The following is a 22,914-nucleotide window of genomic DNA, read 5'->3' as shown; positions in this document are numbered from 1 at the left end:
TCCAATCCCTTTTGTTGGCTACGCTAACGGAATACAAAGGCAGTTAAAATGGGCGAATTCTCAAAACTAAGTGAAAATCATCACTATCAGCGAGAATAATGAACGTGGAAGTAGAGAGGTTTCAGCCTAAAGTTCAAGCCGACGACTTGGGAACCAAGCTCACAAGATATGAACGCAAACTCATACACATTCCCCCAAGTTCGTACACAAATGAAGCGTTAAAGGCACTGCCTATTAAAAAGATAGGAAGAAACAATCATATTTTGGGGAAAATGCTGGTATTTTATTGGCCTCACGACCTTGGGCACGTTTCTCCATTCGAGACTGATTAATCGCCCATCGCAGGGAAATCCAAATGGCGAAAGAAAACAACAATATTGTGATTTTTGGTGCGTCAGGTGATCTTGCTAAGCGCAAGCTGATCCCAGCACTCTATCACCTTTATGCAAATGGCATGATGCCAGAGAACTTTACGATTCTTGGCGTTAGCCGCACCGACTACTCCGACGACGCTTTCCGCGACAAACTCGCCGCGTTTTTAAGAGAAAATGAGAAGGTGGATGAAGCCGTTCTCGCGCGTTTTAGCCAACACCTATACTACCTTCCTATCAATCCTGCTGAGTCCAGCGAATACAGCAAACTGGTTACCCGCCTGGACGAACTGAGCGATAAGCACCACACCGGCAACAACAATCTCTACTATCTGGCGACGCCGCCAAGCCTTTATGGCGTCATTCCAGAGTGTCTGGCAGACCACAATTTGCACGACCAATCCAACGGCTGGAAACGCCTGATTGTTGAAAAGCCTTTCGGCTATGACACTGCATCTGCAGAAGAGCTGGACAAGAAACTCCACCGTAATTTCAACGAAAAGCAGCTTTACCACATCGACCACTATCTGGGTAAAGAGACGGTCCAGAATCTGCTGGTATTCCGCTTCTCAAACGGCATGTTTGAGCCGCTGTGGAACCGTAACTTCATTGACTACGTTGAAATCACGGGCGCTGAGTTCTTGGGTGTAGAAGGTCGTGGCGGTTACTACGACGGTTCAGGTGCGGTGCGCGACATGCTGCAAAACCACCTGCTACAGGTGCTGGGCATGGTTGCGATGGAACCACCCGCGGCTATCCGCTCTGACTCCATTCGTGATGAAGTCACCAAGGTTATGCAGAGCTTCCGTCCACTGAGTGACGACGACCTGAAGAACAATCTGGTACTGGGTCAGTACACGGGCTCCAACGTTCGCGGCGAAAAGCTGTTAGGCTACCGCGAAGAGCCGGGCGTGGCGGAAGACTCACGTACCGAGACTTACATCGGCTTGAAGATGTTTGTCGACACCTGGCGCTGGAACGGCGTGCCTTTCTATGTACGTACAGGAAAGCGCTTGCCAACACGTGTGACCGAAGTGGTTATTCACTTCAAGAAAACCCCTCACCCAGTGTTTGGTGCCAATGCCCCTGAGAACAAACTCATCATCCGCATTCAGCCAGATGAAGGCATTCTGATGAGCTTCGGCCTGAAAAAACCAGGCGCTGGCTTTGAAGCCAAAGAAGTCTCAATGGAGTTCCACTACCAGAACCTGCAAGAAGCACAGCTTCTGACCGCCTACGAGCGCTTACTGTTGGATGCCGTAAAAGGTGACTCGACGCTGTTTGCCCGCTCTGACGCAGTGAAAGCATGTTGGGAGTTTGTTGAGCCGATTCTGCGCTATAAGGAAGATCCAGATGTGCTGTTCGGTTATGCCGCAGGCACCTGGGGCCCAGAAAAAGCGGATGCGCTGCTAAAACGCGATGGACGCGAGTGGCGCTATCCATGTAAGAACCTAACCAATACAGAATATTGCGAGCTGTGAAATGAAGGAATTCCGCATTTTAGATAATGCAGACGCCGTGGTGCTAGAACTTGCGTCGTCGATGAAAAGCCTGAGTGAACAAGGACGTCCCGTTCATATCTCACTCTCTGGTGGCAGCACACCGAAGCTGCTGTTCAAACTGCTGGCACAGCCAGAATGGGCGAACAGCATTCAATGGCAAAACCTCCACTTCTGGTGGGGTGATGAGCGCTGCGTGGCACCGGATGATGCTGAAAGCAACTACGGCGAAGCCAACACCCTGCTGTTCAGCCACATCGAGATCCCTGCTGAGAACATTCATCGCATTCGTGGTGAAGACGATGCAGAGCAAGAAGCTAAGCGATTGGCTGACGAAATCAAAGCAGAAGTGCCAGAGAAAAACGGCTTGCCTGCATTTGACTGGATCTTGCTTGGTATGGGCGACGACGGTCACACTGCGTCCCTCTTCCCAGGTCAAACTGACTACGATGAACCTGCACTGACTGTGGTTGCGGCGCACCCGCAATCAGGACAGCTGCGTGTTTCGAAAAGTGCGTGTCTGCTTAACAATGCTGACCGCATCAGCTACTTGGTACTGGGTGCAGGCAAAGCAGAAATGATTGAAGCAATTCACGGTGAAAACGCCGACGCAAACCTGCCTTATCCGGCAGCGCATATTCAATCAACACATGGCACAACAGAATGGTATTTAGATGCTACTGCCGCGAAGGCATTGGCGTAAGGAGTTTATAGAAATGAAAGGCGATATCGGCGTAATTGGTCTGGCGGTAATGGGCCAGAACCTTATCCTGAACATGAACGACAACGGTTTCAAAGTGGTTGCTTACAACCGCACGACGTCAAAAGTTGACGAGTTCCTTGAAGGCGCAGCAAAAGGTACCAACATCATTGGCGCATACTCACTGGAAGATCTGGTTGAGAAGCTGGAAAAACCACGCAAGGTGATGCTGATGGTACGTGCGGGTGATGTTGTTGATCAGTTTATCGACGCCCTGACTCCTTTGCTGGACGAAGGCGACATCATTATCGATGGCGGTAACTCTAACTACCCAGACAGCACACGCCGCATGAAAGATCTGGAAGAAAAAGGTCTGGTATTCATCGGCGCTGGCGTTTCAGGCGGCGAAGAAGGTGCACGTTTCGGACCTTCAATCATGCCAGGTGGTAACCCAGCGGGTTGGCCAGCAGTGAAGCCTATCTTCCAAGCGATTTCTGCAAAAACCGACAGCGGCGAAGCGTGCTGTGACTGGGTTGGCCGTGAAGGTGCAGGTCACTTCGTGAAGATGGTTCACAATGGTATCGAATACGGCGACATGCAGCTGATCAGTGAAGCTTACCACTTCATGAAAGAAGGTCTGGGCATGAACCACGATGAAATGCAGGCGACCATGACTGCTTGGAACAAGACCGAGCTGGACAGCTACCTGATGGAAATCAGCGCTGAAATCGTGGGCTACCGCGACGAAGACGGCGACATCGTGCTGGAGAAAATCCTTGATACCGCAGGCCAGAAAGGCACCGGTAAATGGACAGGCATCAATGCGCTGGACTTCGGTATTCCACTGACGCTGATCACTGAATCTGTCTTTGCACGCGCTCTGTCTGCACGTAAAGAAGAGCGTGAAGAAGCCGCTGCTCTGTTCCAACACAAGATTGGCCCAGTAGAAGGCGACCGCGAAGTTTGGCTGGAAGCACTGCGTAAAGCTCTGCTGGCGGCGAAAATCATCTCTTACGCGCAAGGCTTCATGCTGATCCGCGAAGCGTCAGAGCAATACAACTGGGATCTGAACTACGGTAACGTTGCCCTGTTGTGGCGCGGCGGCTGTATCATCCGCAGTGCGTTCCTGGGTAACATCCGTGATGCATACGAAGCGAACCCTGAGCTGAAATTCCTGGGCTCTGACGAGTACTTCAAGAACATCCTGGAAGATTGCATGGGCTCATGGCGTAAAGTCGTGGCGAAGACCTTCGAAATTGGTCTGCCATCACCAGGCCTGTCTTCAGCACTGACCTTCCTCGATGGTTACACAACTGCACGCCTGCCAGCGAACATGCTGCAAGCACAGCGCGACTACTTCGGTGCGCACACTTATGAGCGTACTGACCGTCCACGTGGTGAATTCTTCCACACCAACTGGACCGGTAAAGGCGGCGACACTGTATCGACCACCTACAACAGCTAATCCCTGTTGCTGGAACAAAAAAAGGAGCCGAATGGCTCCTTTTTCTTTTCTGGCGGTTACTCCGCCAATACGCTGGTTAACATCGCTAGTTGCTGAAAACCCAATTGTTCATAAAGTGGCAGCCCTGCTTTGGATGCCTGAAGGGTGACATATTCGCAGCCAAGTTCTTTCGCCAGTGCCAGATTGTGTTGCATCAGCGCAGAGGCCACACCAATCTTCCTGAACTCTCTCAGTGTACCCAGTTGATGAATGCCCAAGGTGTTTCCCGTTTTGTAGAGAATCACAGTGCCCGCGATTTCACCTTCTTTGTAGAGTGCAAAAATATGGCTGTTGTTGTCGGCTTTAAGGTGCTGAATCACCGCTTCATCAATCACATAGTTGAAAGCCTTTGAGCAGGCGGCTGTCCAGTCAGTGACTTGCTTTGTTGTTGATACCCGCTCAATCTCTTTTCCGAACTCAAACTCTGCGTCTGGCGGTAATTCGTAGGTCATCACCACCAATTGCATCGCCACTGACAACGTAAGGCCGTGCTGATCGCTAAGCAGTTGAAGACATTTTGCATCCAACTCATCTACCGTTGATGCCCTTTGCCCAGAAGAGAAATTCACACCATGAAGGCTCAAGCCGGGACTCCAGCGCTTATTGGGCCAGCTGGGATGAACAAACAGTTCTCCCTCCTGCTTAGCACCCAGCGCCTGCCAGTAGAGATTCAAATTATCGAGGTTGGCTTGCAACGCAGCGTTCATGAAAAGTCCTTATTGATTAGTACAATACCCAGCACCAGCAACGCAGCACCGAGTAATTTGACCGCTGAGATCGACTTGATTGGGCTGTCGAATGCGCCAAAGTGACTCAGCAACATGGCAATAATGATTTGCCCTGCCAGCGAGTAACTCATCAGGTTCCCTACCCCCATTTTAGGGATAAGAAAATACAAGCTACCTACACCTATCACACTGAATACACAGGACAACCAGAGATACCAAGGGATCTGGGTCAGCTTTTCCCAATCCAGACCTGTGTTTGAGGCCGAAATCCCACCCGCATTGTAAAGCACCGCAACAGCGAGGCTCACGAGGACAAAACTGGTCAGGAAGGCATAGCTGGTTGCGAGCCAACTGTTACCAAGCATTTGACCCAGTTGCGCATTCATCGCCGCCTGAATGGCAATGCAGCCACCCGCGGCAAGTGCCATTAGCGTTAAGCTGCTCATAACGTTTCTACCAGTTGGTCACGGGACAAACGAAACTTGGGACGATTCGCTGTGCGGTCAGTGTCCGAACGCACGCCAACAGGACAAATAATCACAGCGTTGAGCCCTTGCTTATCCAGACCTAACACTTCATTGAGCCCAGCTGAATCAAACCCTGTCATCGGGCAAGCATCAATCTGTTCAACGGCAGCGTGGCTGACCAATGTTCCCAATGCGATAAAGCATTGCTGCGCCGCCCACGTTGCCTGTTGCGGTTGGCTAAGTCCCAGCAAGCTGCTGGCAATTTGATCTTGATAAGCGCGTAAGTCTGACGCTGGACGGTTCTGATTGGCGGCCAGCTGCTCAATGAAGTCTTCAATGTCTGCCTCACTGAGCGAGGTCTTGTGTGCCAGAACCAGAAGGTGAGAATTGTCAGCGACTTTCTGCTGGCCATAACTGTGCGCTAAACAAGCTTGTTTCAGCGCCGGGTTTTCAACCACCAGCAATTTAAACGGTTGAACGCCGTATGAAGAAGGGGCTAAACGAACACTTTCGATAAGGCCATCGATAGCTTCCTGGCTGAGTGTTTGTTCTGAAAACTGGTTGACGGCGTAGCGCCAATTCAATGCATCTAATACGTTCATCTCTGTCTCTCCTTGCGTTGATGTAGAGAGATTACGCAATGCCGAAAGCTGACGCCTTTACATATGTTGATTTAGTAAACTTGTTTTCTAATCCGGCTCAGCTGAGTGGGAGTAATGCCGAGATAACTTGCGATATGGTATTGCGGCAATCTGGGGGCGATTACAGGAAAGTCGGTCAGAAACGCCTGATATCTGTCTTTGGCTTCATGCTCAAGATAACTGATTTCCTTCGGCTCCTTTTCCAAAAGCCAATGTTTCTCCAAATAGTGAATATGAAAACGCATTAAATCCGGATGCATAAACAGCGCGACACGAAACTGTTTGAAGTCGATTTCGACCAGTTCGCAAGGCTCTAAAGCCTGAATGGCAATCCGGCTTGGCGCTTGTCGAAGAAGCGCACTCATGCAACCGGGAAACCTGCATTGATGCTTCGTCAATCGCATAATAGCGGCGCACCGTCTCTTGTAAGTGTTCGAGCGAAGGGGGCATAAGAATATCCTTATTCATTTTCTTTTCGGCAACGTACGCGCAGTTAAGAACGCTTGAAATGAGCCAGCTTATCCAAAGACAAATATAGAAAAGACCCGGTGAGTGAAGCCGGGATTGACAAAAAGTCAGACTAGATTTGCGGCTCGCCGATGATCCAAATCGCAACAGAGCGTCGGGTACATCTTCGCTAAGTCTTTCTTGAGGTATTCTACAAATGCGCGGGCTGTGGGAGATAGGCTAACTGTTCTGCGGTGCACCAACATAACGAAACGATAAACGGTGACATCTTCGATAGAAAAAGAAAGCAGTCTCCCAGAAGACACTTCATCCTGAACCAGAAAGTGAGAGGCAATAGCAATACCGGCATTCAGTTCTACTGATTTTTTCACGGCCTCCATGCTACCCAGCGCCACCACTTGCTTAAAGTCCATGCTTTTGCCGCTGGTTGTCTCCAGATTTTTGACCGTAGAGCTCTTTCGATTAGAAGTCAGCAGTGTCTGACCTTGAAGATCATCTAAAGAAATGGAATGTTTACCTACCCATTTGTCTCTCACCATAGGGTGCTGAGGTGACACAATGACCGCAAGACTATCTCTTAGAATGGGCTCAAACATCAATTTCTTGTCATCAACGCCCACATCAGCAGGCTGAGAGACAAACCCCAGCTCACACTCTGATCCAAAGGAGATCTCACTGATCACATCCTTTGCGTACTTTATCTGGGACTCCAGTTCAATGCCTGGGAACCTGAGATGAAAGCTGGATAAGACCTGAGGAAGAATATAGGTACCGGGAGTATTGGAACTGCAGATTTTTAACTCACCAATAGAGAGTTGATCAATGTTTAACAACTCGTTCTTTGAGTCACGAAGAGCAACTATTATGGCTTCACAATAAGGCAGAATTTGCTGTCCCGCCAAAGTCAGTTCAACGCCTCTACCATCCCGGTGAAGCAATTGGACTTTATAGTAATCTTCTAACTTCTTAATCCTTTGGGACATCGTCGCTTGAGTACAAAAACACTCTTCAGCCGCCTGAGTAAAACTTCCCAAACGAGCAATGTTAACAAACGCCTCAAAATTCTCGATTCTCACCGTAGATCCCTCTCGAAGATGAGAAACAGCATGACAGCCACATTGTCACCGTCATGCTGCTTTTATTATGCGCCGAGTTTTCTAACAGCCTCCAAGTGATCCATCTGAATATGGAAAAAATCTATCGCTGTGAGGTTGTTCAACGCGCCATGAACAAGAAATTTCTCGCCAAAGTCTTCAACGGGCAAACTTCTCACATTCCCGCCTGCGAAGAATGTGGGTACCGGATCTCCAGAGTGGTCACGCCTATCGCAAGGCGTTGAATGATCACTGGTATATCCAATGTAGCACTGTTCCAAATCTATCTGCTGAAGAATATGGCCAACCATCATATCGAGCTTAATTGCTGTGGAGACCTTTGTCATAGGCTGACAGTCGTGACCAGCCAAATCAGGAGCCTTCACATGCAGTACAACCCAGTCGTATCCCTCTTTCAGTTTACTGACAGCCAGTTCGGCTTTGCCAATGTAATCAGTATCATAACCTGCTGTAAAACCTTCCTGATGGAATACATCTAGCCCTGCCATTCTCGCAATACCCAGCACCGTTCTGTCACCCGCCACACAAGCACCACGAATGCCAAAAGACTCTGCCATTTTGGGGGCCTGAATTTCACGGCCAATACCTCTCAACAAAATCATATTGGCAGGTGGCAGTCCATCTAGAATACGCTGCTGATTCACAGGATGAAGACTCAAGACTGAGTACATTTTCTCTGTCAGCTCATTGATAATCTTGGCTGTTTCGAGCGCATTTTTATCTTCAACTAACGCAGCGCTTTGCTGAACCCGCTCACCTTCTTTCGCAGTACCAGGATCCGTGGTACTGATATGCTCTGAAAGATTTTGACCACGGATAACAACCGCTACTCTATGTGCGCTTAAAGCTCGGGCAATCACTCTGGCACCATTGGAAAGTACAATGCCGTCGATCGCATTGGCCAGTTCATCCGTGTTTTGATTAATGCGGCCAGCACGCCTATCAATCACGGTCAGTTCATCATCAACCGTCGCGAAATTGCCACGAAACGCAATATCACTCGGAAGTAAGTCAATACCCGCACCATAAGCTTCTATCGGTCCTCTACCCGTATACACCTCGTAAGGGTCATAGCCAAAAATAGCTAGGTGACCAACATCCGTACCAACTGGAACGCCGGGCTTTACTGGATAGACGTTGCCAAAAAGACCTTTGGATGCGAGCTCCTTTAAATTAGGTGTCCTCGCATATTCGAGCGGTGTCAGCCCATTTAGTAATGAGATAGGATTATCTCCCATACCATCGGCGATGATTAGTAGTGCTTGCTTGCTCATTTTTGCCCCTCTGGCAGTGAAGATTCTGACTCATTGTTTTCTGAAAGTACGTCTCTACGTTTCCATAACAAAGCAGCCGAAAGCAGGATAACGATGCTCCAAAGTACCCATTTAATCACTGGAGATGGTCGATAAAGTCTCACTTTGAGTTCAACTTCATCCCCTGCGGATAAATCAGAACGCTCAACGGTCACCTCTTTCCAGCCGTCATTTTCACCAATCTCAAAAGTCTTCTTTTTCTTTGACCATTTAGGTGTCACCACGCCATAGAGCTCTGTGCCTTTGGGTACTGAAAACTGGGTAGAAAACTTCTCAATGGTTGACGGTGATGTATTTACAAAGGTGTAGGAGACACGGGTAACGCCCCCCGGATGACTGTACTTAAGCTTCGCCTTCTTCTCTTTGTAAACCTTCTCGACGTTAAAAGTTTGTGTGAGCGCGACAGGGCGACCATCTGCTTCGAAACGGTACAAAATAGCCTCTCTGCCGTGAATTGCCTGCTTGATCGGCTTTTCAAGCAAGGTCCCGCCTAACACTTCGTAATTCGTCAAAGACCCCTTCTTATATGCAGGCAGATAAACCCATCCTTCATTGTTAGGCATCGCGATGACATCAGTGATTATCTTTCCATCAGTACCGGAGGGATAAATAACTTCATGATACTGCTCAATGTTTCCGAAGCTTTCGGCAAGTGCCATTGTCGAGAAAGCCAACGTAGCGCCTACCAGACTTAAACGGGATAGATTCTTTAAACTCAGTTTCAATAAATGCTTTAACATGACCAACCCTCCTATGGTGTGATGCCGAGATATGCGAACCAGGTAAACGAAGCTCCAAACATCAAGCACCATTTGGCCAACAAGGTTAAAACACCATAAGTAAGCTGGTTATTGACTGAGAAATAGCCCGTACTGTAGTAAATCAGGTTGGCTTTGCTGTGTGGCGGAAGTGTAATGGTGTCCGCGATGGTAAACGCCGCAGGCAACGCCAGCATGAGAGGTGGGACACCCGCACTTTCTGCTAACCCAATCAGCGTTGGGATCAGAATAATGGTCCGGACGGTTTTACTGGTAAAGACAAAGTGACTGAAGCTCGATATCGCTATTACAACCGCGTACAGCATGGTGAAGCTCATATCTTTCACACCAAAGTGGCTGAAAATACTGCCCAATGCCCATGAAGCCACACCCGTTTCACTAAGAGAGACGCCCACAGCATAAGCACCAGCAGCAAACACCATCAAGTTCCATGGAATCTTCGCTTCTTTCCATGTCAGTATGCCAACATAAGGCATGAAAAAAATTGATGCCGAGATAACAGCAACCATGACGAGACTGATCTGAAAACCGAATAAGTCCATGTGCCATTTATCTGTCGCCCATAAGAAAATGGTAACGAAAAAAATAGAAGCGGCTTTCTTTTCATCCAGTGATACTGGGCCCAATTCAAGATACTGTCTGTTAATTTCTTTTATTTCTTCCCCCCCTGCCTTAGCAACGCCATTTGGTTTAAAGAGGAAAATACCGATAAAGAAAGAAGCGATAAGCGTTAGGACCGCGATAGGCGCAGAGGCAATAAACCATTCACCCCATGACACAGAAGAACCCGTAAGTTCCTTCATCAAACCGATCGCAAGAATTTGAGGAGCTGTTGCTGTGACAATCGCAGAAGTCGAAATATTATTAGCTTGTAAACCTTGAATGGAGAGGAGTTTACCTAAGTTCTTATTTCCACTTTCTACATTGAAGGCTTTTGCAATTAACAGCACAATCGGTAAAAGCATTGCTGCACGTGCAGTTGTAGAAGGAACGATAAACGCGATAGTGAAGTTTGCTGCCATTAATGAGAGCAGCATAGATTTCCAGGTTTTACCAAAACGCGTGATGATAGCTAGCGCTATGCGCTTAGCAAGCCCACTCTTCTCCATACCAGATGTAATGATGAACGCTGATATCATCAACCAAATGACACCGTACCCCATCGTACCTAGCGCATTTTTTTCTGCCCACCCGCCCAATATCGACAACAGTGCGATAGATATCATAGAAACTGCGTAATTGGGCAGGGATTCAGTAACCCATAAGATGAGTGCGAATAAGAAAATACCCAGAGACATCTTACCTTCAAAACTAATGCCTTCCGGGGTTGGAATAGAATAAAAGATCGCCAGGACTACCATCGCTAAAGGTAGCCCAACGTAATACATTATTTTCTCCGTTTTACTTTTTGATTTTAGATCTCTCACAATGCTTACCACTAGCATTCTCCTTTGCTTAGAGTTTGTGAAACAGTCTTATAGATATTATAAATCTTGATATTCACCAAGATGAAAAAAGAGACTACATTCCGCTAATTATCTAATCCAATTAAAATAGCAAATAACATGAATAACCTTCTTAAATACCTGTAGCCTAACTCAAAAAAATAGAGCATAAAGCATTGATATTAATAAAATTAAACATGGTTAATCATGAGAGTCATTGAAACATCATAGCCGGAGACCAAAGAGCCATAAACGCATATAAAAAATACAAAGACTAGCTATCTATACATCGTGGCAAATAATTCATATAAATTAATTGTAAATATTATAATGGACATTTAATACTGGAGAATTAAAATAGGAGACAAGAAATAAGAAAATACATCCCATCCAATAATAAGAAAAGTATTCACCAATGGGGATTGGGCATTTTAAATTAGAAAAAGTTAGGAAAAGCAAATCTTGGTTTGCAGGTAATATTGACTATACAAAATTTGCCGGCGGGCGCTTAAACACTGGAGTTTGATTGAACACACAGTCTCACCTTAAAACTGTAACCTTCCGCATCCAACGTCCGATGATCTCTCGTCTCTTAACTGGCTATCTATACCCAAACGACCTGACATCGCCAAATGACAAATGACAAATGACAAATCAGTGATTATTAGGAGGCTATAATGAGAAATATCTTGCTCATACTCAGTGTCAGCTTTTTCTTAGTAACCCTCTCTTCTTTCAGCGAGATTGACTGGCGTTGTGATCGCGGCGTTCCTTTGCGGGTGTAGTCATCTCCATCAAAAAGGGACAACAAACAGCACGGCGTCAGTCAACTCGCCTGAAGGGAGGCCCTCAATGCGAGCATCTTCAGGTCGCTTGGGTATAGTAAATTTGTTTTCTAATTCGGCTCAGCTGAGTGGGGGTAATGCCGAGGTAACTAGCGATGTGGTATTGCGGCAATCTGGGGGCGATTACAGGAAAGTCAGTCAGAAACGCCTGATATCTGTCTTTGGCTTCATGCTCAAGATAACTGATTTCCTTCGGCTCCTTTTCCAAAAGCCAATGTTTCTCCAAATAGTGAATATGAAAACGCATTAAATCCGGATGCATAAACAGCGCGACACGAAACTGTTTGAAGTCGATTTCGACCAGTTCGCAAGGCTCTAAAGCCTGAATGGCAATCCGGCTTGGCGCTTGCTGAAGCAGCGCACTCATGCAACCGGGAAACCTGCCTTCATCAAAGAAGTTCTTGTTGTATTCGTTGCCCTCTTCATCCAGCAAAAACGCGCGCATCAGACCTTTGTGAAGAAAAGCAAAATGCGTGGGAATTTGCGTGATATCGTAAAGCGTTTCTCCTTTGCCAATGCTTGTCACCTTGCAGCAGGCCATGAAAGCCTGCATGGATGCTTCATCAATCGCATAATAGCGGCGCACCGTCTCTTGTAAGTGTTCGAGTGAGAGAGACATAGGAGCTTCCTTATCCATTTTTTCCTGCAACACACGCTAACTAATGAGCGCGGAGAGTGAAACCAACGCTGATGGATAGGCCGTCGTTCTGCGGATGGGTTAACAGAAAAACAAAGGCTCTGAGATCCACTCTCAGAGCCTTTAACGATAGATTAACTGAGTGGTTGTTCAGTCAACAGAGCCTAAAAAGTGCATTAAACGTCATACAGGCCAGTGACGAACTCCACATTGACGTAGTTCAAGCCGTAACACCAGCCTTTAAGAACCACTTCGGTACCGTCTGCAAAGCCAAGGTGCGTGCCATCCCAGCCGACAGAAACGCTAATGTCAGAGGTCGACGTCGCCAGACTGTTGTCAATTTGGATGGTATCTTGCCAGTAGCAGAAGTCCCAAACGTTGTTGGTATCATCATTGGCATCGAAGAAGAACAGATCGCAGCCTGAACCGCCCCACAGCTCATCATTACCTGCAGAAGCCGCGAGGATGTCATTACCACAACCGCCGATCAGCCAATCGTCACCATTGCCTGCCCAGATGTCATCGTTGCCCCACTCACCCCAGAGTTTGTCGCAACCATCACCACCTTCGAGTTTGTCGTTACCGCAACCACCGATAAGTTGGTCGTTACCATCTTGACCAAACAACATATCATGGCCGTAACCACCCCAGATCTTATCGTCACCACCCTGGCCGAACGCGATGTCATCGCCACAACCACCTAGGATGATATCGTTATCTTCCAGCCCCCAGATGTAATCATTACCTGCGCCGCCATCAATGTAATCAGTGCCGCCGCCGCCCTGGATATGGTCATCACCATTACCACCCAGTAATGTGTCGCAACCTTCACCGCCGTACATGTTGTCATTGCCATCGCCGCCAACCATGTAGTCATTGCCGTTATCCCCAAACAGGATATCGTCACCTGAGCCACCATCTATACAGTCGTTACCATCACCGCCTTTGATTTGGTCGTTACCACATTCACCATATAGGTAGTCATTACCACCAAAGCCATAGATGTTGTCGTTACCCCAGCCGCCGTATACCACATCACAATCCGCGCCACCGAAAACAGAATCATTGCCGTTTCCTGCGTAGATGTAATCGACGCCATTGCCGCTGTAGATGATGTCATCGCCATCGTATGCATAGATACAGTCATGCGAGTCAGTGCCGTTCAACGTTTCATCGTTGTTCGTACCTACTATTGTTGCCATTGTCCTAACCTCTGTCCTGTTTATTGGGATCTCTTCGTTCGACATGAATGCTCATGTCGACAGTTCCACTCTAATCAAATGACATCATCCATTAGTTCTCACTAATGAAGCAGTCCATATGAAACTCACAGCGACTTAATGAGTATTTGAGGAAAGTACCAATCCGGCTTGTCGATTTTTCTTAACGCTTTTTTGGTCACGTCCTCTATTGCCAAACTGGAAAACATAACCTCATCCAGCTATTTTCCAATACCTTGTGGCATCAGCAACAAATAAGACATGCCAAACCAAATAGGCACGCAAAATTCAATCATAAATAAGCATTATTTTTTTAGGGAAATTCGGGGGTTAGCCCCTCATACTGCTTACAAAAGAAGGACTAGTGTTCAACGGTTTCTTACAATCCTATGTCTAAGGCATAAGAAGACAGGCAGACTTTTTGGAAGAGAAATCAACAAAACAGGTAACCCCAGCATCCTAAAGACCTTTTCAAGGTTAGGGATGATGGGGCTATTGGGGTATTCCGATATAGACTGTAAAAAAGGCAAAGCCTGTTAGAAAGCTAAGAGTTGGTTTTTCGTTACAAGGACATGCTCAGCATTCTTTAATTCCCTCACTAAAAACGCCTGCATCCGATCCCAACACATTTCCCGTCACTATGCTTGCTATCCACGATTTTAAACAAAGATGGGGTTCATTCAGGCGTCAGTTTTCACATTCACTATCAACGACGCTCACCTCTATATCATCAAAATTAAGGAAACCAATATGCGAAACTTCCTCATCCTATTTACCATCTGCTTCAGTATTCTCGCCACGCAACCCGCATTCGCAAAGCGTCACAAAGGCATTGAATTTCTAAACTCTGGCACCGTGCTTCCCACAAATCTGCCCTTTTCTGAGGCGGTGCGAGTTGATAACACCATTTATTTGTCTGGGCAGATCGGCATTTTGCCCGGCACGTTAACCTTGGCTCCCGGTGGCATAGAAGCTGAGTCACGACAAACGATGGAGAACATCAAAACGTCGCTTAACGCTAACGGCTATAACATGAGCAATCTTGTCAAATGTACCGTATTGCTCGCCGACATGTCTGAGTGGAATACTTTCAACGATATCTACAGAACCTACTTTTCAGACAAATATCCAGCAAGAAGCGCAATTGGTGCAAACGGATTGGCACTGGGTGCGAAAGTAGAGGTGGAATGCATCGCAGCGATTGAGTGATGAATTCCGGGCCATATACAACAAGAAAGGCTGCCAAATTGGCAGCCTTTCTTTTGGGCTCATTTCTAATATATACAAATCTACTCGCCCGAGCGGCTGATGGCCTCCTTGCCGTTGTAAACCAAGCGCGTCGACCAAGGGATGGGGTTTCTCATGGCAAAGTGCGCCATGCAGCCGTTTTCTGCTTCATCCAGCAGATCTTTAATTCTCTCTTCCGGCTCAGGGCTTTCGATAATCACGTGCGTTTCGACAATATCGCAACCACCGTCCGTCATATAACCGTGCTCACGCATATGACCAAGATTGGTTCTGAACACAATGCGTTGCTCAAGCTTTAAGGAATCCACCTGAATTTTGCGGGCAGTGAGAATATCCGTCAGGTGAGTCATCAAACAAAAGCCGATACCCGCTGAAAAGAATGCCAGCGGTGGCGGCGCCGTGTCATTACCAACTGGCGGCTGTTCATCGCAATAAAGCTTTACCGGACTAAAACCCGGAATATTGACGGAAACCACCCCCGTCTTTTTCTGCATGTCTCCTGCCTCAGCGCTTAGGTTCACTTCAAAGCGATACGGTTCAGGATGACGGGCTTTCGAGAAAGTAGATTGTTGATATTGCGTAGTCGCGGGCTGCTCACTGCTCAGTTCGCCAACATGAAAGAACTTTTCGTTCGACATTGTATTCTCCTTATACGCGCTAGAGGCTGATTAAATCTTACCCAAGAACAGGTGGAGAATGCCGTCAAAGTCATCCTTGAGACGAAGTTTTATGGTGTTATCATTCAATTAAGAACGTTATAGTGAAGGAAATCGTCATGCTAACCAATCAGGACAAAAAGATACTCTCACAGCTTCAAGAAAACGGACGCATGACGATTGTGGAACTCGCCAAAGCCACTGACATGTCAGAATCAACCTGTCTACGACGTACAAAGAGCCTTGAAGATTCCGGTGTGATTAAAGGTTATGGCGCAATGCTTGATGCCGAAGAGGCAGGATTTGGTGTAACGGCTTTTGTTCAGGTCAGTATTGATCAGAAAAGCGAAGCGGCGTTTGATTTGTTTAAATCAGCAGTGAAAGATCACCCGCTGATCCTGGAATGCTATTCCCTTTCCGGCCCCTACGACCATCTGATGAAGGTTGTCGCTAGAACCAACAAAGAACTCTCGCATTTTGTATTAAAAACACTGAGAAGCTTTCCTGAAGTGAGAGAAGCGCAAACCCTGTTTGTGCTGGATGAAGTGAAACACACTACGGCCCTGCCGATTAATCTGGCGGAGCCGGTTAAAAAACGGTAACCCCAACGCAGCGCACGCTCTATCTTGGAGCTTTTTAGGAATTATCTTTCGCCAGTTGAGCCCAAATATTTAAAGCAGGGCTCAAGCCAATTCTAATCTAATCCCAACAAGCGGTGATTCTTCTAGCAATGTTTCAAATTAATAAAGTTCCATCAATTTAGAAGCAATCCTTTAAATTCTCATATTTGGAGTCATTTTATTTAAAAAAAGACAAATTTATCTGACAACCTAAACACAAACGTTAGAAAAGCGATTTCAACAACATGCTGTTACGGAAAGTCGTTAAACGTCTTGTTGGCAGAAACTATATATTCAAGGATTGATAATGAGAGATTTTTTCGCTGGAATAAAAACACCCTTCTTAGTGCTTGGCTTACTCTTGCTAACGGGTTGTGCGGCGACACCACAACCCACTGTGACACTTGACGCTAATAGTCCAATAACAAGCAACAGTTCAGTATCTTTCTTTTATGCCGGTCCAAACCCTGACAAAGCAACCACGCATATTTTTGGTGCTGGCTGTTTATTATGTTATGGCGTTGCCGCTGGTCTAACACAAACATTAGACTCTCACTTAGAAGCAACCATATCCACCGATGAACTTAGCGATATTAAAGAAACCGTATTGGCTAATCTTAATGGTCTTGCTGGAGACGTCGTTGAAGTGAGTCAAATTGACTTCGATAGCCTCAAATCATTCGATGGTGGTCTTGGCTTCGCCAAGAAAGACTTCACAAGCCTGAAAGAACAATTAGGTACTGATTTCCTCTCTGTACTCTCAATTTACCGACACGGCGCATACCGAGGCTTTAATAGTTACTTCCCAACAACAGATCCTCAGGGTCACGTAGCTGGCATTCTCTATACTGTCGATCTGACTAACAATCGCTTGGTACAGTTCCTAGAGTTTGACGAGAGAGTTCAGCCACAAGGTGAATGGGATGAGCCACCAGCATTCCCCAGCGTTACTACTTCCTACTACCAAGCCACGCAGAATGTCAAAACGACATTAAACAATCATCTAGTTAAGTAGGTAAAGAGATGCTATTGAGGATAGTCGCCCTCATTTTCTTGTCGTTGGTGTTGCTTGGATGTCAGTCTTCATCCAAGCAGGTCACAGACACACAGCACCTTAACGAGATTGAAGGGAATTACTTACCAGAAAACCGCATAATTTTTGCAGTTCCTGGCGAAGATAAAGTTACTTTCCTGGGGCTACATGATGGTAATGATGCAATTGAGGCAGGTTCAATGCTGTATATGGCGGATGCAGGGCTGGTTGGCTTGATTGCTCAAGTAGCGACTCATGCTGCAGTGATAGATTCGGCACGAGATAGTAAACTCGCCGAGGCTCAATCGTCTGCGAATAAAAGCATCCAAAGCCTGATATCTGCTACTGAAAAATGGAAACTGAGCACACTTGTTGGCGATAGTGACATTTTTGCAGCCGAGATTGACAATTCGATTCAATTTAAACCCACTTTTTTCAGTGACCCACAGAAAAAAGTACTCTCCATGAAGTCAGTCATCGCAGTGCCAAGCAGTTTGAGTGAAGCAAAAACAAGCAAAGACGTCATTGTCTATCAAAACTTGATTAGTGTTTTTGATCATCAATTACTGCCAGATGACTTTCATCTCGATACCGACATCGAAAGGCTCGAACTGCAAATGAAGCGCCTCCTCTCACTTTCTTTGCACATCGCTAAGCAGGAGTTAACGGGGGAGTATCGACAAGAAACGCAACCCAAACACTACACCTATATCGTCAATAATGGCTTGCAGCAGTCCGTCTATCGGGGATATCCCGTTGATGAAAAGTGCGGCTACACAGTGATACGAGATCTTCGTTCTTGGTTGATTGCAGTGCCAATTGATAAGGAGAAATCCACATCGGAGTGTTTTGGTTCGACCGCAGCCTTTGCGCAATAAAACCACTCTTAGGGCCCTCTTCCTAATAGAGGGCCGCTTATTGCTCCTCATAATTCTTGGACCTCTTTTCGTTTCAGCAAAGAACTCTCACACTTTGTGTTAAAAACACTTAGAAGCTTCCCTGAGGTGAGAGAAGCACAAACCCTGTTTGTGTTGGATGAAGTGAAGCACACCACCGCGTTGCCGATCAATTTGGCTGAGCCTGTTAAGAAAGACTGATCGAGCATAGGAATAGCAAATTAGTGACGCGAATCATCGGGCCCAGAGAAGGCATCAGAGCCCTTCATCTTGTCACGTTTCTTCCACTCATCTTCAACATGCAATTCAGCTCTTTCAGTTAGAACTTCAATATGTACTGAGGTATCGCAGTCTTCGACCTCTGTAGATCTGTTGTAGAAAAAATAGAAAATCAGACCGATCAAAAACAAAAAAATAGAGATACCCATCAGCACAGAATCCGCCAAAAAGGCACTGATAAAGAATGCTCCCATCGCAACCAACATCATAACTAAACCAATGGTACTTTTCATTTATGAAGTCCTTTTCCTAATACTCAAACTCAAGGTATCAAATAAAACAACTCACAAGCGTTTCATCTTTAGACCAAGTCGTTAACAATAAAAATCGAAAAATAGCTCTCAATGAGTATTAAACCTCCAGCCTTTTCCCGGCCCTGAGCGCCGGCGGACGATGTTCTACCTCGTGTTCTATCGCAGCACACTCTGCTTCCAGTGCGGCTTGTTCCCGCTGGCAGTGCTTGAGCATTTTTTCTGCAATTGGCTGACACGGGAGAGAATCGGGTTGGCTGTGCTTTTGAATTGTTGACGCTTTGTTGATGGATGAGAGGCTAGTGATTTCAAAAAGCAAAAAGCGTTGCATACTCATTAGTTAGACCCTATCGTTTTGAAGGGATTGCTAGATTAGAACGTCCAATAACCAAAAAAAGACGTATCACTATGAAAGCATTTCACCTTATCGCGTCAGTGGCTCTAACCCTTTCCAGCTTTGCAGTTGCAGATCAACTGGACGATATTCTCGAAGCTGGCGTTATTCGCGTCGGCACCACCGGCGATTACAAGCCTTTCTCTTTCTATGATGGCCAAAACTACTCAGGCTATGACATCGATGTTGCACAATATCTGGGCGAACAACTCGGCGTAAAAGTGGAGTTTGTGCCCACCACCTGGAAAGCCCTACTTGATGGCTTGAAAGAAGATAAGTACGACATTGCCATGGGCGGCATTACCCGCCGAATGCAGCGCCAACTCAACGCCGAACAAACTCAGGGTTATATGGTTTTTGGTAAGTGTTTCCTCGTCGCGAAAGGCAATGCTGGCAAGTACAACTCTCTTGAGACAGTAAATCTGCCTTCGGTTCGAGTGGGCGTAAACATCGGCGGGACCAACGAAAAATTTGCGGATGCAAACCTCCCGAACGCCAGCTTCACCAAGTTTGAAAACAATCTGGATGTGCCAAAAGCTGTCGCGGCAGGTGAAGTGGATGTGATGGTAACGGAAACGCCAGAAGGCCTTTTCTACGAAGTCACCAACGACAAACTGGAAGCTGCTCGGTGTGAAGAGCCTTTCACCCGCAGTCAGTTTGGCTACCTGATTCCCAAAGGCGAACAAGGCCTGCTGAATACCGTCAACTTCGCTATTGATGAAATGAAGCTCAAGGGCATCGACAAACAACTGATGCAGAAAAACCAGCTAATTGCAGAGCAGAAGTTCAACGTGGTGCTAACCGCTGCAGATGGAAAGAAAGTTGATATCATTCAGGCAGTCAAAGACGCGACAGGCCTGAGCCTGATTGAATCCAAATCCGTGGTAGAAAGCCTTCCGGCTGTGCTCAGAGAGAAGCTGTCGAAAAGCGAGGCCGAGAAATTAGAAAAAGCGCTGGAAGCGGCAGGCGCCACTATCGACATAAAACCGGTTCAATAAAACGCAAACCAATCAGCAAGGCTGGCAGCTCCGCCAGCCTTAAAGTTACCTCAGTATCACCCGATTCAAACTGTCTTCCTACTGTGACGTATACGCCAATACCCACGCCCAACCTTGAATGTCAGCACCATCTGAACACAGAATTAAAACACAGCCCTGCACTTTTTTCTTATTTGCCGCATTGCTAAGGGGTCATTATGCTACGTTTGTTTACGATTGAATCTGGCGCGATAACGGAAATTCCTGTTGGGGAAAACGCTGACCTCAAACAGTTGGTGGAACAAGCCAAATGGATAGATGCACACGATCCTACTGATACGGAACGCGAACTTGTCAGCTCTTTACTTCGCATCGACTTACCTGAATCTGATGATGTTGAGGAAATTGAAACCTCTGCCAGATACTTCGCTGACAAGAGTGGCCTTCATGTTCACTCTCTATTCCTATCAAAAAGTGAAGGACGGCACACCACAGTCACCGTCGCCTGTATTTTGCAGAGCGAACGTCTGATAACCATTCGTGATGGCGACGTTGCCGATTTTCGCTTACTCAGGCTTCGCGCAAGACGTCGACAAGTTCGATGCAAAGATGTAGAAACCCTTTTAGTGACTTTACTGGAGCAGAAAGTCGAAAACCATGCGGATACGCTGGAAGACTTGCACCGCGAGTTGGAAAAAGTCAGCCATGCTGTGCTTGAAGATGACGATTCCGATTTGGAAGAAAGCATTGAGCAATTGGCAAAGCTTGAGGACAGTAACGGAAAAGTGCGCCTTTGTTTGATGGATAACCAACGTGCGATTTCCTTCCTGCTTCGCCATTTGCAAAGCAGAAACGAGCACAGAGAAACGTTACACGAAATCGGCCGGGATATTGATGCTTTGATGTCCCACACCACCTTCCTATTCGACAAAATCAACTTCCTGATGGACTCGACTCAGGGCTTTATCAACATCGAACAAAACCAGATCATCAAGATCTTCTCAATTGCAGCGGTTGTTTTCCTGCCACCGACGGTGGTCGCCAGTATCTATGGAATGAATTTTCACTTTATGCCGGAATTAGAATGGAAATACGGCTTCCCCTTTGCGATCGGATTGATGATCGCCTCGGGCGTTGCGCCTTTGGTCTATTTCAAGAAGAAGGGATGGCTGTGAGCATTCTAAAAGCACCCAGAAGTCACCAATAAGCTCAATATGCCTATCTTAGTTTCAAATATTGAGCTTTAATGTAAATAAAATCCTATCTAGAATCCGCATCATGGTTCCACTTATTGACAAGGAGAATCATGATGAAACTGACACTTATCGCCCCACTTTTGGCCGCCGTGGCGTTTAATAGCCACGCATTTACCCTGAGCAGTAGCGACATTCAAGAAGGCTCAAGAATGGCAGATACTTTTGTGTTCCAAGGTTTCGGCTGTTCAGGCGATAACCTCTCTCCACAATTAAGTTGGAAAGATGCACCGGAAGGAACCAAAAGCTTTGCGATTACGGCATACGACCCAGATGCACCTACTGGTAGTGGATGGTGGCACTGGCTGGCACTCGATATTCCCGCTTCAACCACCCAGCTAAATCAAGGTGCATCAGGCAAGTTGAAACAAGCGCACGAGATGGAAAATGACTACGGGGCTGTCGGCTTTGGTGGTGCCTGCCCACCAAAAGGTCATGGTATGCATCGCTATCAATTTACGGTTTGGGCGTTACCTTCTGAAGAGCTGGCGTTGCCAAAGAATCCATCTAACGCGCTGATTGGATACATGTTGAATGCTTCCGCATTGGGTAAAGCAACGCTAACCGCTACCTATGTGAACGAATAAGGAATCGAGATGACGAGAGCACTGGTGAAGACTGGACAATTTCGTGGCTTAACAAAACAGCCTCTTCGAAACGTACTTGTCTATGCCCCTACCGTTATCTGGGTAAACCGAGGATTGAAACAGCTTTGGTGGCAAGATAGCTCTCGTCAGTATTCCTCACATGACTGGTTGGTTGTTCCAGCCAGTCATTCCCTTACGTTCGTCAACGAACCTTCACAAACCGATTTCTTTTCCAGAACGCTGACCTTTCTTGAGCCTCCGCCTAACGAGTGGCTTGAGGACAATGCTTCGGTAGCACCAATAGCTGAAGAACCGCGTCTTTCTGTCACACCGCAGTTGGCGTACTGTTTTGATGTCTTGTATGAAATGGCGGGAAAATCACTGTCTGAAGAAACCCAAAAACAGTTTCTGTTGGCATTTTACGCTGAGCTTCGGGAAGCCAATGCTTTGCATCTTCTCTTCCCCGGAAGTGATAAATCTTTGAGCGAAAGACTTGCGAGCTACCTAAGCCTAAACCCAGGTAATGCGCATAGTGTTGAATCCGTGGCTGCCGACTTTTCAATGAGCTCGGCAACATTGAAGAGAAAGCTGGCTGCAGAAAACACGTCGTTTCGCCATATCCTGACCAACGTCCGGATGGTTTATGCCCTCTCACTCATGCAGAATTCCCGCTCACAGCTTAATATTGCACTTGCCTGTGGCTATCAATCTGAAGCGCGATTTTCGCAGAGGTTTAAGGAAGTCTTCGGGCTGACACCCAAAGAGTATGTTCAGACGTTGTAGGAAAACCCACATGCGCAGCACTTCCCGGGGCGCGTATAAGAAAAAAAGCCTGACGCTTTCGCATCAGGCTTTAATCAGTGGCGGAACGGCCGGGCTGGCGCTCCAGCGGGACTCAAGCCGCAAGGCTCATGAGAATCCCCTTCTTGGAATCTGATAAATACAAAAGCCCCGACATTTCTGTCGAGGCTTCATTGTGTTGGCGGAG

General features: G+C 46.8%; 25 protein-coding genes and 1 pseudogene. 13 read left to right on the top strand and 13 right to left on the bottom strand.

The features are described from left to right. The first annotated feature begins 355 nt into the window (after positions 1–355). The 3 genes from zwf to gnd are packed head-to-tail and all read left to right on the top strand — an operon-like array spanning position 356 to position 4,035. Positions 356–1,852 carry a glucose-6-phosphate dehydrogenase gene (gene zwf, locus D515_RS21555; protein ID WP_002541639.1) on the top strand — a complete coding sequence of 499 codons (1,497 nt, stop codon included), beginning with the start codon at positions 356–358 and terminating at the stop codon, positions 1,850–1,852. A 1-nt stretch (position 1,853) separates the two neighbouring features. After that, positions 1,854–2,573 (top strand): 6-phosphogluconolactonase, encoded by a 720-nt coding sequence (gene pgl / locus D515_RS21550; protein ID WP_002541638.1) that lies wholly within the window; start codon positions 1,854–1,856, stop codon positions 2,571–2,573. 13 nt (positions 2,574–2,586) lie between these two features. After that, positions 2,587–4,035 carry a decarboxylating NADP(+)-dependent phosphogluconate dehydrogenase gene (gnd, locus tag D515_RS21545; protein WP_002541637.1) on the top strand — a complete coding sequence of 483 codons (1,449 nt, stop codon included), beginning with the start codon at positions 2,587–2,589 and terminating at the stop codon, positions 4,033–4,035. A 56-nt stretch (positions 4,036–4,091) separates the two neighbouring features. On the opposite strand, the gene D515_RS21540 is transcribed toward gnd, so the two are convergent. The 10 genes from D515_RS21540 to D515_RS21495 form a co-directional block, all read right to left on the bottom strand. Further along, a complete protein-coding gene (locus tag D515_RS21540; protein WP_002541636.1) occupies positions 4,092–4,781 on the bottom strand; it encodes a GNAT family N-acetyltransferase in 690 nt (229 codons plus the stop codon). Beyond that, positions 4,778–5,248 (bottom strand): DMT family transporter, encoded by a 471-nt coding sequence (locus tag D515_RS21535; protein ID WP_002541635.1) that lies wholly within the window; start codon positions 5,246–5,248, stop codon positions 4,778–4,780. Before D515_RS21535 ends, D515_RS21540 begins: the two co-directional genes overlap by 4 nt. Then, complete coding sequence (locus tag D515_RS21530; RefSeq protein WP_002541634.1) at positions 5,245–5,871, bottom strand: nitroreductase family protein; 627 nt, start codon at positions 5,869–5,871, stop codon at positions 5,245–5,247. Before D515_RS21530 ends, D515_RS21535 begins: the two co-directional genes overlap by 4 nt. A 71-nt stretch (positions 5,872–5,942) precedes the next feature. After that, positions 5,943–6,275: a Crp/Fnr family transcriptional regulator gene (locus D515_RS21525; protein WP_002541633.1), complete on the bottom strand. Its 333-nt coding sequence runs from the start codon at positions 6,273–6,275 to the stop codon at positions 5,943–5,945. Between the two features lie 210 nt (positions 6,276–6,485). After that, entirely contained in the window at positions 6,486–7,454 is a 969-nt protein-coding gene (locus tag D515_RS21520) for a LysR family transcriptional regulator (protein ID WP_002541632.1), read from the bottom strand. Positions 7,455–7,519: 65 nt separating this feature from the next. Continuing rightward, positions 7,520–8,767, bottom strand: a complete 1,248-nt coding sequence (gene apgM, locus D515_RS21515) for a 2,3-bisphosphoglycerate-independent phosphoglycerate mutase (protein WP_002541631.1) — start codon at positions 8,765–8,767, stop codon at positions 7,520–7,522. After that, complete coding sequence (locus tag D515_RS21510) at positions 8,764–9,546, bottom strand: hypothetical protein (RefSeq protein ID WP_002541630.1); 783 nt, start codon at positions 9,544–9,546, stop codon at positions 8,764–8,766. Before D515_RS21510 ends, apgM begins: the two co-directional genes overlap by 4 nt. A gap of 11 nt (positions 9,547–9,557) precedes the next feature. After that, entirely contained in the window at positions 9,558–10,973 is a 1,416-nt protein-coding gene (locus D515_RS21505) for an SLC13 family permease (protein ID WP_239644010.1), read from the bottom strand. Between the two features lie 921 nt (positions 10,974–11,894). Further along, entirely contained in the window at positions 11,895–12,494 is a 600-nt protein-coding gene (locus tag D515_RS21500; protein WP_002541628.1) for a Crp/Fnr family transcriptional regulator, read from the bottom strand. Between the two features lie 194 nt (positions 12,495–12,688). Further along, positions 12,689–13,714, bottom strand: a complete 1,026-nt coding sequence (locus tag D515_RS21495) for a calcium-binding protein (RefSeq protein WP_002541627.1) — start codon at positions 13,712–13,714, stop codon at positions 12,689–12,691. Between the two features lie 768 nt (positions 13,715–14,482). Between D515_RS21495 and D515_RS21490 the strand changes: the two genes are divergently transcribed. Continuing rightward, a complete protein-coding gene (locus D515_RS21490) occupies positions 14,483–14,941 on the top strand; it encodes a RidA family protein (RefSeq protein WP_002541626.1) in 459 nt (152 codons plus the stop codon). A gap of 80 nt (positions 14,942–15,021) precedes the next feature. Here the strand turns inward: D515_RS21490 and D515_RS21485 are convergent, their stop codons facing one another. Next, positions 15,022–15,618 (bottom strand): OsmC family protein, encoded by a 597-nt coding sequence (locus tag D515_RS21485; RefSeq protein WP_002541625.1) that lies wholly within the window; start codon positions 15,616–15,618, stop codon positions 15,022–15,024. A 137-nt stretch (positions 15,619–15,755) separates the two neighbouring features. On the opposite strand from D515_RS21485, the gene D515_RS21480 reads away from it, so the two are divergent. The 4 genes from D515_RS21480 (at position 15,756) to D515_RS26390 (ending at position 18,386) form a co-directional block, all read left to right on the top strand. Then, complete coding sequence (locus D515_RS21480; RefSeq protein ID WP_002541624.1) at positions 15,756–16,238, top strand: Lrp/AsnC family transcriptional regulator; 483 nt, start codon at positions 15,756–15,758, stop codon at positions 16,236–16,238. A 325-nt stretch (positions 16,239–16,563) separates the two neighbouring features. Continuing rightward, on the top strand, positions 16,564–17,271 hold the full coding sequence (locus D515_RS21475) for a hypothetical protein (RefSeq protein ID WP_002541623.1): 708 nt from the start codon (positions 16,564–16,566) through the stop codon (positions 17,269–17,271). Between the two features lie 14 nt (positions 17,272–17,285). After that, entirely contained in the window at positions 17,286–18,167 is an 882-nt protein-coding gene (locus D515_RS21470; protein WP_002541622.1) for a hypothetical protein, read from the top strand. A 96-nt stretch (positions 18,168–18,263) separates the two neighbouring features. Next, positions 18,264–18,386, top strand: coding sequence for a hypothetical protein (locus tag D515_RS26390; RefSeq protein WP_002541621.1), 123 nt, complete (start codon positions 18,264–18,266; stop codon positions 18,384–18,386). Positions 18,387–18,406: 20 nt separating this feature from the next. On the opposite strand, the gene D515_RS21465 is transcribed toward D515_RS26390, so the two are convergent. Both D515_RS21465 and D515_RS21460 read right to left on the bottom strand, forming a co-directional pair. Next, positions 18,407–18,697: a hypothetical protein gene (locus D515_RS21465; protein WP_002541620.1), complete on the bottom strand. Its 291-nt coding sequence runs from the start codon at positions 18,695–18,697 to the stop codon at positions 18,407–18,409. Positions 18,698–18,815: 118 nt separating this feature from the next. Further along, the gene (locus tag D515_RS21460) at positions 18,816–19,052 is read right to left on the bottom strand and encodes a hypothetical protein (protein WP_152442414.1); all 237 of its coding nucleotides are present in this window, start codon (positions 19,050–19,052) and stop codon (positions 18,816–18,818) included. A 71-nt stretch (positions 19,053–19,123) separates the two neighbouring features. On the opposite strand from D515_RS21460, the pseudogene D515_RS21455 reads away from it, so the two are divergent. From D515_RS21455 to D515_RS21440, 5 genes and pseudogenes are all read left to right on the top strand, one after another. Continuing rightward, positions 19,124–19,879 (top strand): annotated as a pseudogene (locus tag D515_RS21455) (transporter substrate-binding domain-containing protein); the annotation flags it as partial. Beyond that, positions 19,862–20,107: a ribosomal protein L7/L12 gene (locus D515_RS26270; RefSeq protein ID WP_231590880.1), complete on the top strand. Its 246-nt coding sequence runs from the start codon at positions 19,862–19,864 to the stop codon at positions 20,105–20,107. The pseudogene D515_RS21455 and the gene D515_RS26270, both read left to right, overlap by 18 nt. Positions 20,108–20,304: 197 nt before the next feature. Then, positions 20,305–21,261, top strand: a complete 957-nt coding sequence (gene corA / locus D515_RS21450) for a magnesium/cobalt transporter CorA (RefSeq protein WP_002541617.1) — start codon at positions 20,305–20,307, stop codon at positions 21,259–21,261. 134 nt (positions 21,262–21,395) lie between these two features. Beyond that, on the top strand, positions 21,396–21,926 hold the full coding sequence (locus D515_RS21445; protein WP_039850473.1) for a YbhB/YbcL family Raf kinase inhibitor-like protein: 531 nt from the start codon (positions 21,396–21,398) through the stop codon (positions 21,924–21,926). Between the two features lie 9 nt (positions 21,927–21,935). After that, complete coding sequence (locus tag D515_RS21440; RefSeq protein WP_002541615.1) at positions 21,936–22,709, top strand: helix-turn-helix transcriptional regulator; 774 nt, start codon at positions 21,936–21,938, stop codon at positions 22,707–22,709. Positions 22,710–22,914: the final 205 nt, after the last annotated feature.

Origin of the sequence: Grimontia indica (assembly GCF_000333895.2) — a bacterium.
Lineage (GTDB): Bacteria > Pseudomonadota > Gammaproteobacteria > Enterobacterales > Vibrionaceae > Enterovibrio > Enterovibrio indicus.
Note: the sequence above shows the minus strand (reverse complement) of the source record. Positions and strands in the feature narration are given on the sequence as shown.